Below are 12,208 nucleotides of genomic sequence, written 5' to 3' on the forward strand. Positions count from 1 at the left end.
TAAAGTGTGATCTAGATCGTATGTAAATGGTAATCAATCTCATCCATTTGCGCTTGTAATTTAGATTCACCCTATTTTTGTGATCAAAGTCATCATGACTAACTCGTAGTTGTATTTTGTGTGTGATTTGCATCACTAAATTGGCGTCGACGTGCGTTTTTTGAATCTTGTGTTAGATTTTACTCAACTTTTGAGCACACACTTTCGGTCATTTGACCAACCAATACACTACGGGGTTCTACCTATGTTATCACCAGAAGCTAAGATCAAGGTTCAAAACTTTGGTCGATTCTTATCCAATATGGTAATGCCAAATATCGGCGCATTCATTGCGTGGGGTTTCATTACTGCACTATTTATTCCAACTGGTTGGCTTCCTAACGAAACGTTAGCGTCTATGGTTGGCCCGATGATCACTTACTTGCTGCCTCTACTTATCGGTTACACCGGTGGTAAAATGGTTGGCGGCGACCGTGGTGCGGTAGTAGGTGCTATCACAACAATGGGTGTTATCGTAGGTACGGACATTCCAATGTTCATGGGTGCGATGATTGTTGGTCCTCTTGGTGGTATCGCAATTAAGAAATTCGATGAAGCAGTTCACGGTAAAGTGAAGAGCGGCTTCGAAATGCTAGTGAACAACTTCTCTGCCGGTATCATCGGTATGATCTGTGCGATCATTGCTTTCCTAGCAATCGGTCCTGCAGTAAAAGTGTTGTCTGGCGGTCTAGCGGCTGGTGTTAACGCAATGGTTGAAGCAGGTGCACTTCCTCTAGCATCTATCTTCGTTGAGCCTGCGAAAATCCTGTTCCTAAACAACGCAATCAACCACGGTATCTTCTCTCCTCTAGGTATTCAGCAGTCTGAAGAGATCGGTCGTTCAATCTTCTTCCTAATCGAAGCGAACCCAGGTCCTGGTCTAGGTCTACTACTTGCTTACATGGTGTTTGGTAAAGGTAGCGCGAAGCAGTCTGCTGCGGGTGCATCTATCATCCACTTCCTAGGTGGTATCCACGAAATTTACTTCCCTTACGTTCTAATGAACCCACGTCTAATCCTTGCGGTAATTGCAGGTGGTATGGCTGGTGTATTCACTAACGTAATGTTCAGCTCGGGTCTAATTTCTCCAGCGTCTCCAGGTTCTATTTTCGCAATCCTACTGATGACACCAAAAGGTTCTTACATCGGTGTGATTCTATCGGTTATCGCAGCAACAGCAGTATCGTTCGTAGTCGCGTCAATTCTTCTAAAAACATCAGCGCAAGATGACAACGAAGATTCACTAGAGAAAGCATCTGCACAAATGAAAGACATGAAAGCGTCTTCTAAAGGTGCAACAACAGGTGCAGACATCAACCTAGCAGACGTGAAAGCGGTATACGTAGCATGTGACGCGGGTATGGGTTCAAGTGCAATGGGCGCGGGTCTACTTCGTAAGAAAGTGGATGCAGCAGGCCTAGACATCACAGTAACCAACTACGCGATTAACAACCTACCAGCGGACTCACAGATTGTTATTACGCACAAAGACTTAACAGACCGTGCTCGCAATACCATCCCAGGTGCAATGCACATGTCTCTAAGCAATTTCCTAGACGGCGCGGTATACGACAACTTGGTTGCAGAACTGGTTGAAGCACAAAGCGGTGACGCAAAAGCAGCACCTGCAGCAGCGCCAGCACAAGAAGAGTCAAAAGAAGAAGGCCTAGCACTAACAAGTGATGCGGTATTCCTTGGCCTAAAAGCTGCGGATAAGAACGAAGCGATTAAGTTTGCAGGTGAGCAACTTGTGAAACTTGGCAACGTAGCACCTGAATATGTAGATGGCATGTTCGCTCGTGAGGAACTGGTTTCAACTTACCTAGGTGAGTCTATCGCAGTACCGCACGGCACGATTGAAGCGAAACAGCACGTACAAAAGACCGGCATCGTATTCTGTCAGTACCCTGAAGGTATTCAGTGGGGCGAAGACGAAGACGATATCGCGAAAATGGTAATCGGTATCGCAGCTCAAGGTGACGAGCACAACATGGTACTGATGGCTATCACGAATTCACTTGATGACGAAGAAGCAGTGGAACGCTTACAGAACACCACCAACCCAGAGGATGTTCTGAAGATTCTAAACGGACAATAAGAAGCTTTAAGTCAAGCTCCTGAGTGAACCGAGGCCAGTCCCCCCTGGCCTCATTTTCCCAGTCTAGATAGCTCACGGTTTAGAAGTATGTTGTTGAACCGTCATCTATACAGATTACATAGTTAAAAGGTCTAAAAATTATGAAAGCGTTACATTTCGGTGCTGGTAATATCGGTCGTGGTTTCATTGGTAAGTTGCTTGCTGACGCAGGTCTTGAAGTCACGTTTGCAGACGTTAATGAGACTGTGGTTAATGCGCTAATCGAGCGTAAAGAGTACCCAGTTAAGATTGTTGGCGAAGAGTGTGTTGTTGAAGTAGTTAAAAACGTAACAGCAGTAAACTCAGCGACAGGCGCAGTGGTTGACTGCATCGCTGAGTCAGACCTAATCACAACGGCTGTTGGCCCTACTGTATTAAAGATCATCTCTAAGTCGATCGCACAGGGTATTGAGAAGCGTGCAGCGGCAGGTAACACTGCACCAATGAACATCATCGCGGCAGAGAACATGGTTCGTGGTACCAGCCAACTTAAGGCTGCGGTTCTTGAGCATCTATCTGATGAGATGAAGGCGTTCACTGAAGAGAACATCGGTTTCGTTGATTCAGCGGTAGACCGTATCGTTCCGCCGGCAGAAGCGGGTGAGACAGATCCTCTAGCGGTAACGGTTGAAACGTTCAGCGAGTGGATTGTTGATGAGACTCAATTCAAAGGTGAGATTCCAAACATCCCAGGTATGGAATGCACAGATAATCTAATGGCGTTTGTTGAGCGTAAGCTATTCACACTGAACACGGGTCACCTAGTAACAGCTTACCTTGGTGTATTGGCTGGTCTTGAGACAATCAAAGACTCTATCGAGAACGATGAAATCCGTGCGCAAGTGACGGCGACGATGGAAGAGAGTGGTGCGGTTCTAATCAAACGCTACGGTTTTGATCCAGAAGCTCACGCCGCTTACATCCAGAAGATTCTGGGTCGTTTTGCAAACCCATATCTACGTGATGAAGTGGACCGTGTTGGCCGTCAACCAATCCGTAAACTGAGCCCACAAGATCGTCTAGTCAAACCACTGAACGGTACGCTAGAATACGGCTTACCAAATGAGAATTTGATTAAAGCGATTGCTGCGGCGTTCCACTACAAGAATGAAGATGACCCTCAAGCGGTTGAACTTCAAACAATGTTCGCAGAAAAAGGTTTTGCTGAGACATTAGCACATTATTCTGAGCTGAATATCGACTCAGAAGTTGTTAAACTAGCGGAACAAGCTTATCAAGCATTGAAATGATAAATCATCAAAGTGCCACTCCTGTGGCACTTTCTTATTGCAGAGCCGTTATGCCAATACATCCTAGCCATGAAACAGAACTCCTAGAAGCACTTGCAGAGGCGACCACCGCTAATGCATGTTTTATGGCGGCTTACGATGCATTGGACGACACGGTCGATGCAGTTCTTAAAAGCATATTCCAGAAAGATGACACTGCGGTGAAATTTGTGGTCGAGCCTCTCCTTAATAGTGGAGGCCCGCTAGGCGAAATCATGGTTCGTGCAAAGCTGTTGTTGGGCTTGGGTGTGATCAGTAAAGAGGTCTACGATGACCTAGAGATTTTTGTTACTTTGAAAGAGTGGGCAAAAATCCAAGGTGATGAGGTTTCATTTACCGATCCTAATGTTCTGTTTGAACTGAATAAAACCCATGCAATCCAAAAGATTATGCCGATTGAGTACGATGCGGAAATGGTGGAGTCGATGTCGGGCCCTATGCTCGATATGTTTATGGGTCGCCATAATCAAAAGGTTCAGTCGACCATCGTTTTGGCGATTACAGACCTCATCAATACGCTCTGTCGTGATAACGCACTGATTGTTTAGTCTCATTTCATCTATCTAATTGCACCGCTTTCCCTTTATCTGAGCTATTGCCTTTGAGTGTAGTCAGCTCGGCTTAGTTCAACCTTCCCCTATGGGTTGCCAGCTTAGGTTGGGGAAAGCTCGCTTTCGTTATTATCTATTTGTTTTAGAATTCCCTTTCGTTTTGGTTACCGCCTTTCACGCTCTCAAATTTCTCCTTTGCTATTCTCCCTAAGCCCTGAATTCAAGTTATCGATAGCTGGTATCTGCTTGATGAAATAGCAGGCACAAAAAAAGCCACCGAAGTGGCTTTTTGTATCAGCAAAACCTTAGATTATAGGTCTTGGATGTTTTCAGCTTCTAGCTCTTGGAAGTAGCGTAGAGTCTTAACTTTAAGCTCTTGTTGAGCTGGCTCATCAGCAACGATGATAGCTTTACGGTGCATTTGAAGCGCTGTAACAGTCCACATGTGGTTTACAGAACCTTCGATAGCCACTTGTAGAGCTTGTGCTTTGTTGTGACCCATAGTCAGGATCATTACTTCTTCAGCGTCTAGTAGAGTCGCAACACCGATTGTTAGTGCGTATTTTGGCACTTGGTTGATGTCGTTGTCGAAGAAGCGAGAGTTCGCGATGCGAGTCTCTTCAGTTAGCGTCTTGATACGAGTACGAGAAGCTAGAGAAGAACCTGGTTCGTTGAATGCGATGTGACCGTCGATGCCGATACCACCCATGAACAGGTTGATTTTGCCGTATGAACGGATTTTTTCTTCGTATGCAGCACAGTGAGCGTCGATGTCTTCAGCTTGGCCGTCTAGTAGGTTGATGTTCTCTTCTTGAATATCAACGTGGTTGAAGAAGTTTGTGTACATGAAAGTACGGTAAGACTCAGGGTGGTTAGGATCGATACCTACGTACTCATCCATGTTGAATGTAACAACGTTTTTAAAGCTAACTTCACCCGCATTGTATAGCGCGATTAGCTCTTTGTAAGTCGTTAGTGGTGTGCCACCAGTAGGTAGACCAAGAACGAATGGACGATCAGCTGTTGGGTTGAATGCTTTGATCGCTTCAACGATGTGACGAGCTGCCCATTTACCTACTTGTGCCGCGTTGTTTAAAGGAATAAGTCTCATTTTTGTAGCCCCTAAGATAAATAATTTATAGTGTGCTGAAACATTAATTCGCATTATAAAATAAGTGATCTGTTTCTGCCATTGTTTTAGGTCAAATTTTTAGTTTTTTAATGATATCTGTGACAGTAAGTCTCAAAATTGCACAATGTTACTAGGGATATTTATCATCGTTAAACAAGCTTCATCTGCTTGTCATAAAAGGGATTTTTGCTCGAATTATCACCGCTTAGTTTGTAACAAATTGATGGCTTAAAAAAATGACATTTATTTTGTTGTTTAGAAGGGGAGGTAAGGCGCTTCGGGTTGCAGTAAATGCGGGATGTGCAGAGGCATGATGACGAGAAGATTCTCGCTATCATTATGAAATTTATAAATATATTGTAAAGGCGCGCTTATTCGCTACACTTGTAACAGGTGCCGTGTGGGGAAGTAAGCTCAAGGCGTAACAACACCTTGAGCTCAGAAGATTAATCTTCCAACACTAACTCGCTGTCGTACTCTTCTCTTGGCATTTCGCCACGTTTACAGCCGTTAAGAGTGTGGAAGCGACGACGCCCGCGGGCAAGCTGGATGTATTTCAACCAAACACGCTCTAACTTAGACTTCGCCTTGTGAGGGTGAGATAACACTTTCACAAAGTGTTTTTCTTCAGCGTTGGTCGGTGCAAGTTCGCCCGATTCAAGTGCTAGCATGGTATCACCAAACAAGGTTAGGATTTCTTCTTCTACAAGAGTAAAATCACCTGACTTAGCAAACCCTCTTGGGAATTTATTGGTGTCATAAAAACGTTTTTTTCCGTGTCGGAATTCGGTCTCAGACATAACAGCCTCAGTAATGTGGTTGGATTGAAATTAGTGTTTTTGTTGCTCACGCGAAAATATTGTTAAAAGGCAAAAATGGAAAACAAAACGTTTTTGCCCTTACGATAAACAATCCTAGATCTGCTAGTTAGCAGATTTATTACAGAGATGTATTTGATGGATGTGAAAGTATTTAGAACCTTTCTAGAGGTTGCAAGGGTGCGCCATTTCGGTCGTGCTGCTGAAAACTTGTATTTAACTCAGGCGGCAGTCAGTGCCCGAATCAAACAGCTTGAGGGCTATTTTGATACTCAGCTTTTTATTCGCGATCGCAACAATATTAAGCTGACTTCCTCTGGTGAGCGCTTGATTGGTTATGCAGAAGTAATGGTGTCTACCTTGCAACAGGCGAAGTTTGAGCTGTCTCTTGAGAGCGGCAAAGCGCTTCAACTCACGTTAGGTGGAACTCCGAATATTTGGGATGCCTACTTACAAAACTGTTTGAGTGTGGTGACGGACTCTTTTGGGGGTTATGGCTTTATGGCGGAAGTCATGGGACGTGAGCAACTCAATCGAAGCCTGTTAGAGCGCACTCTAGATATGGCCTTTGCTTTCGATCAGATCAAAGCGGAAGAGTTGAACTGCAAAAAGGTGGCAGACTTAGTCTTGGTGTTGGTTTCTACCCAGCCGGATGACCTAGAGAGCGTATTCCAGCATAAATATGTATACGTTGATTGGGGGACACGCTTTGGTTCAGAGCACGCCGAGCGTCACCCGAAAGTGCCAGCACCTTATTTACGCACCTCAACGGCTCGTATTGCTCTAGACTTTATTCTCGAGAAAGGCGGCAGTGCTTACTTGCCTGTCTCTTTGGTGGAGCCGTTCATTGAGTCTGGCCAACTGCACAAAGTGAAAGGCGTTGAGGACTGGTATCGCCCTATTTACCTAAGCTATCGCAAGTCGAGCACCTCTGTGGACGCGATTATGCAGGTCGAAGAACTAGTGAAAGAGATTGACCCTTCTACAGCTTACACCTTGCAACAAGCAGCGGATATTTCGCCTGAGTAGTCATCGTTATTAATAACAATTGTTGATTGGTGAAAGCGAATAACAAGCTAAATCCAAAGAAATAATGGCTCCCAATTGGGAGCCATTATAGTTTTAAGCCAGCAAAGGCAAGCGACACGGGTGAGATGTCATAAATTCATTAAGTTCTCAATGGACTCTTCTAACGAGTGAGACATGTAAGAGTGTATTTGATGACCGTCAGTAGCGTCGATCTCAATCATGGAGATACCGCTTTCGGAAGTGTCTTCGAGATATCCGAGCGATTGCTCGACAGACTGACAGGTGAGAACTTGATTGTTCTTGAGAACAATGCGACAGGTGTGCAGATCCATAGCCAATTATCCTTGTTATTCAGCCAGCCTCGGCATCTTAGGCGCCAAGTGATAGCTGTGACGTTGTGAGAGAAAACCTCGTTCTATATAAGGGTAGTTGAACTATGTGAAAAGCAAATTAAAAAAATTCAATTTATTGTATATTCAGTTCCGGAAATGGCTAGCGTTCGCTTGGCTTGTCGGTACACTTTAATTTATTACTTGACGTTATCGGGTTGAAGGTAGGCATATGGAAGGCAAGATTCATCAATACAGCGATCTGAGCAGTGCTCAATGCCAACAGGCGCGACTCGCGCGAGACGCCCGCTTTGATGGCCTGTTTTTTATCGCTGTAAAAACGACGGGTATATTCTGTCGTCCTATCTGTCCAGCCTCGCCGCCGAAAGAGCAGAACGTCGAATATTTTTCTAATCAAGCTCAAGCGCTGCAAGCTGGCTATCGCCCATGTTTGCGCTGTCGTCCAGACAGTGCGCCGTTCTCTCCGGCTTGGAAGGGTGTTGAAACCACCTTTTTAAGAGCTCAAAAGCTGATTGAAGAGGGTGTGTTGGCAGAAGGAAGCAGCCAGCAGTTATGCGAGCGTCTAGGGATATCAGATCGCTACCTTCGTAGCTTATTTTCTAAATATATGGGTGTGTCGCCCAAGCAATACGCGATTTACAACCAACTGATGTTTGCCAAGCAATTGCTCCATAACAGCCAGATGAGTATCACTGACATTGGATTTGCTTGCGGCTTTAAAAGCACACGTCGTTTTAATGATGCTTTTTTGAAAGTGATGAAGCTGTCACCCTCTCAGATTCGAAAGTCAGGAACCGACAGTGTTAGTACCAATGCGATTCGCCTTCCAGTGAAGGGGGCGATCAACTGGCAACATATGCTGAACTTTTATCGTAAGCGGATGATAGAAGGTGTGGAAGAGGTTGGAGAAGACTATTACCAGCGAACCGTGATCATCAACGGAGCGAGTGGTTGGTTTCGAATCCGTCACGTCAACCGTCGTCAGTCAACGGATGACCAGTTGGAAGTTGAGTTTGAGTTAAGCCAAATGAATCAGCTGAGGAATTTGATACGTCGAATTCGTCGGATGTTTGATCTCGATGTCGACATCAATCGAGTTGAGGCGCACCTTGGCAATGTAGACGCCTCTCTGATTAAAGAGCCCGGCATTCGTATTCCCGGAGTATGGTCGCCTTGGGAGGCGGGTGTGCGTGCGATCTTAGGGCAGCAGGTTTCGGTTAAAGCCGCTATCGGTCAGTTAAATTTACTGGCCAAGCAGCTTTCACCGCAAGAAGGAACTCTCTACTTCCCGACACCAGAGCAAGTGCATGCGGCGGATATCAGCTTTCTACGAATGCCGCAGAGTCGCAAAGACACCTTGCACCGATTTGCCGCTTACATGATTGAAAACCAGCATCAGCATCCAAGTAAGTGGCTCGATCTTAAGGGCATTGGTCCGTGGACAGTTCATTACGCTTTATTGAGAGGCCTGAGCGAACCCGATCATTTACTGACTGGCGATTTGATTGTGAAGAAATTCATCGACCAACATGCCAATATCACAGCAAACAAGGTGGCTCCTTGGGGAAGCTATGCAACATTCCATTGCTGGAGCCATTTCTAATGCCATTTCTAAAGCATGCGGTTTCGTACCGATATTGGGATATATGACAATGATTAAACGATTTACTTACTACACGAGCCCACTGGGTATTGTGACGATACAAGGCTGCGATGATGGATTATTGGGTGTTTGGTTTGAAACCCACACCACTAAGCCAGAAGAACTGGGTGTACAAGATGATGCGTTTGCGCTGTTTGCAGAAACTAAGCGTCAACTCGATGGCTATTTTTCTGGAAAGCTGAACAACTTCTCAATCCCAGTCGCAGCAGAGGGAACGCCATTTCAGCAGTCGGTTTGGCAAGCTTTAATGCGTATTCCTTTTGGGGAGACATGGAGTTACCAGCAGCTTGCTGATGAGATTGGTAATCCTAAAGCGGTTAGGGCGGTGGGGTTGGCAAATGGAAAAAATCCGGTTTCCATCATAGTACCGTGCCATCGCGTGATCGGTAAAAACGGTAAACTGACAGGCTATGCGGGTGGTGTTGAGAGAAAGTCAGCATTGCTGAAATTAGAAAGTGATCTATCAATTAGTTGAATAAATGCTCTTATTGTTTTCTGGTATTTCTATAATTCCCTGCTTATCATTTACAAATTACAGAATAAATATAAAAGCAGAAAACCTCTATGAACCGACAAATGATGACGGTAATCGGGTGTAGCAGCGTTTTATTGACTGGGTGTTTGAGTGAGACAACGAAACCATTTGAGGTTCCTCAACTGGTTCTATTCAGTGGCATGTATGAAAACCCAGAGAATGAGAGTTACTTGGTCTTCGAATCGGGTAAAGTGCGCTACCAAACCACGGACACCAGCGTTACACGCGATTATACCGTCGATGATGACTTGATCAGCATTGAGCTGAATAGCGCGAGCAGTAAAACCGGCCCCGGATTGGTGATGCGTATCCACAATGATGGCGATAGGCTGACCTGTAACGGCTGCCCAGGCTTGCAACTGAGTAACGTTTGGACGCGAGTACCTGAATCAAAGTAATAATCCTTCGATGGTTCGGTAGTGTTCCTTTAGCTTTTAGTGATTAAAGCACGCTAACTGGAGCTCTATGACACTTAACATGTTCACCATTTAAGACATAAATCCTGAGGTCCTCTCTTCCCCAACTCAGGCATGTCTCTGATCAAACATCTATTCACTCAAGTGACTAAAACAGGCTAGCGTTCATCGCGAGATGCACGGCAATGCTCAATGCGTAACCAATAGCGATCACCGGCATCCATTTTAGGTGACCAAAAAAGGTGTATTTACCATGTGCAGCCCCCATCAATGCTACTCCAGCAGCACTGCCGATCGAGAGTAAGCTACCACCAACCCCTGCCGTTAAGGTGATCAACAACCAGTTGCCAATCGACATTGAAGGCTCCATAGAGAGCACGGCGAACATCACTGGGATGTTATCGACGATGGCAGACAGCACACCGACCATAATATTGGCCCAAATTGGGTTCCATTGGCTGTACATGACGCCTGATGCTAACTCCAAATACCCAAGCAAGCTAAGCCCACCAACACACATTACAACGCCATAGAAGAAGAGCAGCGTATCCCACTCGGCGTGGGAGACACGTCGAAAGACATCAAAAGGCACCACAGAACCCAAGCGTTTAAGAGCGGCTTCATCGTGGTTGGCGATGGCGATCGCTTTCTTCTTCGCGAGTGATTTAGGCAAGGTTTTGCGTAGGAAGAACCCAAAGAACTGCAAATACGCTAAGCCCATCATCATCCCCATCACCGGTGGGAAATGAATGACAGCGTGGAAAGCGACCGCGGTTGCAATGGTCATGATGAACAAGAACACAATACGTTTGGCTCCGCGTTTGAGCTCAACGTGTTGGTGCACAGTGTCCGGCTGGGTTGTCGGTACGAAATAGGACATGATTATTGCGGGTGCGAGATAGTTTACTGCCGATGGGATAAACAGCGGCATAAATTCCGAGAAGCTCACGTAACCCGCTTGCCATACCATCAAGGTAGTAATGTCACCGAATGGGCTAAAGGCACCGCCGGCGTTGGCGGCAATCACTATATTGACGCACGCAAGGTTGACGAATTTAGGGTTGGAACCAGCGACTTTGAGCACCACGGCACACATTAACAACGCTGTCGTGAGGTTGTCGGCAATGGGAGAAATGAAGAACGACAGAATACCTGTTAGCCAAAACAGGGAGCGGTAGTTAAACCCTTTGCCTACCATCCAAGCCTGCAGTGCATCAAACAAACGACGCTCCTCCATGGCACTGATATAGGTCATCGCCACTAACAGGAATAGCAGCAGCTCGGCATACTCAAGTAAGTTGTGCTCTAAGGCGGCCTGCGCGACTTCAATTTGGTGGTAGTTTTGATAGGTCAAACCGATAGCAATCCAGATGAGGCCAGCAGCAAGTAGAACCGGTTTGGATTTTCGCAGTTGAAGATACTCTTCCATCATGACGAATGCATACGCTATGACAAAAATCGCTAGGCACAAGTAGCCAACCGAAGATTGAGTTAGGTTGAGGGTTTGAGAGGTTCCTAGCGCACTGGCAAAAGAGAGTGACGGAAATGCAGCCAAGATAAAGGCGAGAATCTTTGTGCCTGCCATAATATACGCTCCATGTGATTAGGCCAGTGAGTACGCGTAAAAGCGTAGACCTAAATATTCAAGCGTAGTGTGATAGAACTCTTAATAATTCAAGAGATTAGTGAATTGGTAGTAGAGAAGAGCGAATAGTATGAGAGAGAAAAGTGCAATGCATAAAAAGCGAAAAAGCTCTATCAACCATTGTATTGATAGAGCTTGATCTTAATCGCCCTAAGCAGCGCTGCGATCAAAGGTAACAGTTTGCTCAACGGCACACACTTCAACAGGCCAACCGTACGATTGGTATTCCAGTGCAAGTTTGTCAGCGACAACGCGAGAAACAGTTGCGCTAATCCACATACCTTTGCCCATTACTTGATATTTCAAAGTTCTCATTTCCATAGTAACCACTGCTTCCTTTTCCTTGCTATTGGCTAACGGCAGTCTATAGCAGGCCCTAGGGCTGAAATTTCACAATCAGCTCAGATCTTTTCTATTCAAGCTCAGGGGTAGTTAGTGTGGATTTACCCTAGTATTAGTATGCTGTACTGATGGGTTTGGAACTAAAATCACAAACTAAGTCTATGTATTTAATGAGAAATATAAATTCGAAGAAATTTTGTGTAAGAGATCTCTCACATCACTTTCAGAGATAATGAGAACGTAGTGTCATAAAATGTAGGTA

At 45.3% G+C, this 12,208-nt stretch carries 12 protein-coding genes; 7 read left to right on the forward strand and 5 right to left on the reverse strand.

All coding sequences use genetic code 11. The features are described from left to right. The first annotated feature begins 244 nt into the window (after positions 1-244). From KI655_RS15640 to KI655_RS15650, 3 genes are all read left to right on the forward strand, one after another. Positions 245-2,137 carry a PTS mannitol transporter subunit IICBA gene (locus KI655_RS15640; protein WP_285406932.1) on the forward strand — a complete coding sequence of 631 codons (1,893 nt, stop codon included), beginning with the start codon at positions 245-247 and terminating at the stop codon, positions 2,135-2,137. A gap of 140 nt (positions 2,138-2,277) precedes the next feature. Next, positions 2,278-3,426, forward strand: a complete 1,149-nt coding sequence (locus KI655_RS15645; protein ID WP_285406934.1) for a mannitol-1-phosphate 5-dehydrogenase — start codon at positions 2,278-2,280, stop codon at positions 3,424-3,426. A 50-nt stretch (positions 3,427-3,476) separates the two neighbouring features. Beyond that, positions 3,477-4,013: an MltR family transcriptional regulator gene (locus KI655_RS15650; RefSeq protein ID WP_285406938.1), complete on the forward strand. Its 537-nt coding sequence runs from the start codon at positions 3,477-3,479 to the stop codon at positions 4,011-4,013. Positions 4,014-4,326: 313 nt separating this feature from the next. Here the strand turns inward: KI655_RS15650 and nagB are convergent, their stop codons facing one another. Continuing rightward, positions 4,327-5,127 (reverse strand): glucosamine-6-phosphate deaminase, encoded by an 801-nt coding sequence (gene nagB / locus KI655_RS15655; protein ID WP_004737010.1) that lies wholly within the window; start codon positions 5,125-5,127, stop codon positions 4,327-4,329. Between the two features lie 467 nt (positions 5,128-5,594). Continuing rightward, positions 5,595-5,948, reverse strand: coding sequence for a DUF413 domain-containing protein (locus tag KI655_RS15660; protein WP_285406941.1), 354 nt, complete (start codon positions 5,946-5,948; stop codon positions 5,595-5,597). Positions 5,949-6,104: 156 nt separating this feature from the next. Between KI655_RS15660 and KI655_RS15665 the strand changes: the two genes are divergently transcribed. After that, the gene (locus KI655_RS15665) at positions 6,105-6,995 is read left to right on the forward strand and encodes a LysR family transcriptional regulator (protein ID WP_285406943.1); all 891 of its coding nucleotides are present in this window, start codon (positions 6,105-6,107) and stop codon (positions 6,993-6,995) included. Positions 6,996-7,123: 128 nt separating this feature from the next. Here KI655_RS15665 and KI655_RS15670 read toward each other — a convergent pair whose 3' ends face one another. After that, positions 7,124-7,327: a hypothetical protein gene (locus tag KI655_RS15670; RefSeq protein ID WP_285406945.1), complete on the reverse strand. Its 204-nt coding sequence runs from the start codon at positions 7,325-7,327 to the stop codon at positions 7,124-7,126. Between the two features lie 229 nt (positions 7,328-7,556). Here KI655_RS15670 and KI655_RS15675 point away from each other — a divergent pair, with 229 nt between their 5' ends. The 3 genes from KI655_RS15675 to KI655_RS15685 all read left to right on the forward strand — a co-directional run bounded on the left by KI655_RS15675 (position 7,557) and on the right by KI655_RS15685 (position 9,941). Beyond that, entirely contained in the window at positions 7,557-8,948 is a 1,392-nt protein-coding gene (locus KI655_RS15675) for a DNA-3-methyladenine glycosylase 2 family protein (protein WP_285406946.1), read from the forward strand. Between the two features lie 49 nt (positions 8,949-8,997). Continuing rightward, a complete protein-coding gene (locus tag KI655_RS15680; RefSeq protein ID WP_285406947.1) occupies positions 8,998-9,483 on the forward strand; it encodes a methylated-DNA--[protein]-cysteine S-methyltransferase in 486 nt (161 codons plus the stop codon). An 89-nt stretch (positions 9,484-9,572) separates the two neighbouring features. After that, complete coding sequence (locus KI655_RS15685; protein ID WP_285406951.1) at positions 9,573-9,941, forward strand: hypothetical protein; 369 nt, start codon at positions 9,573-9,575, stop codon at positions 9,939-9,941. Positions 9,942-10,107: 166 nt separating this feature from the next. Here KI655_RS15685 and nhaD read toward each other — a convergent pair whose 3' ends face one another. Further along, positions 10,108-11,544 (reverse strand): sodium:proton antiporter NhaD, encoded by a 1,437-nt coding sequence (gene nhaD, locus KI655_RS15690; RefSeq protein ID WP_285406952.1) that lies wholly within the window; start codon positions 11,542-11,544, stop codon positions 10,108-10,110. 210 nt (positions 11,545-11,754) lie between these two features. Next, positions 11,755-11,925 (reverse strand): hypothetical protein, encoded by a 171-nt coding sequence (locus tag KI655_RS15695; RefSeq protein WP_285406954.1) that lies wholly within the window; start codon positions 11,923-11,925, stop codon positions 11,755-11,757. Between the last annotated feature and the right edge of the window lie 283 nt (positions 11,926-12,208).

Origin of the sequence: Vibrio sp. D404a (assembly GCF_030248535.1) — a bacterium.
Taxonomy (GTDB): Bacteria; Pseudomonadota; Gammaproteobacteria; order Enterobacterales; family Vibrionaceae; genus Vibrio.

Bases quoted from the DNA above. Each gene is read 5' to 3' on its own strand.
- KI655_RS15640 (WP_285406932.1), top strand. From the start codon at position 245: ATGTTATCACCAGAAGCTAAGATCAAGGTTCAAAACTTTGGTCGATTC.
- KI655_RS15645 (WP_285406934.1), top strand. From the start codon at position 2,278: ATGAAAGCGTTACATTTCGGTGCTGGTAATATCGGTCGTGGTTTCATT.
- KI655_RS15650 (WP_285406938.1), top strand. From the start codon at position 3,477: ATGCCAATACATCCTAGCCATGAAACAGAACTCCTAGAAGCACTTGCA.
- nagB (WP_004737010.1), bottom strand. From the start codon at position 5,127: ATGAGACTTATTCCTTTAAACAACGCGGCACAAGTAGGTAAATGGGCA.
- KI655_RS15660 (WP_285406941.1), bottom strand. From the start codon at position 5,948: ATGTCTGAGACCGAATTCCGACACGGAAAAAAACGTTTTTATGACACC.
- KI655_RS15665 (WP_285406943.1), top strand. From the start codon at position 6,105: ATGGATGTGAAAGTATTTAGAACCTTTCTAGAGGTTGCAAGGGTGCGC.
- KI655_RS15670 (WP_285406945.1), bottom strand. From the start codon at position 7,327: ATGGATCTGCACACCTGTCGCATTGTTCTCAAGAACAATCAAGTTCTC.
- KI655_RS15675 (WP_285406946.1), top strand. From the start codon at position 7,557: ATGGAAGGCAAGATTCATCAATACAGCGATCTGAGCAGTGCTCAATGC.
- KI655_RS15680 (WP_285406947.1), top strand. From the start codon at position 8,998: ATGATTAAACGATTTACTTACTACACGAGCCCACTGGGTATTGTGACG.
- KI655_RS15685 (WP_285406951.1), top strand. From the start codon at position 9,573: ATGAACCGACAAATGATGACGGTAATCGGGTGTAGCAGCGTTTTATTG.
- nhaD (WP_285406952.1), bottom strand. From the start codon at position 11,544: ATGGCAGGCACAAAGATTCTCGCCTTTATCTTGGCTGCATTTCCGTCA.
- KI655_RS15695 (WP_285406954.1), bottom strand. From the start codon at position 11,925: ATGGAAATGAGAACTTTGAAATATCAAGTAATGGGCAAAGGTATGTGG.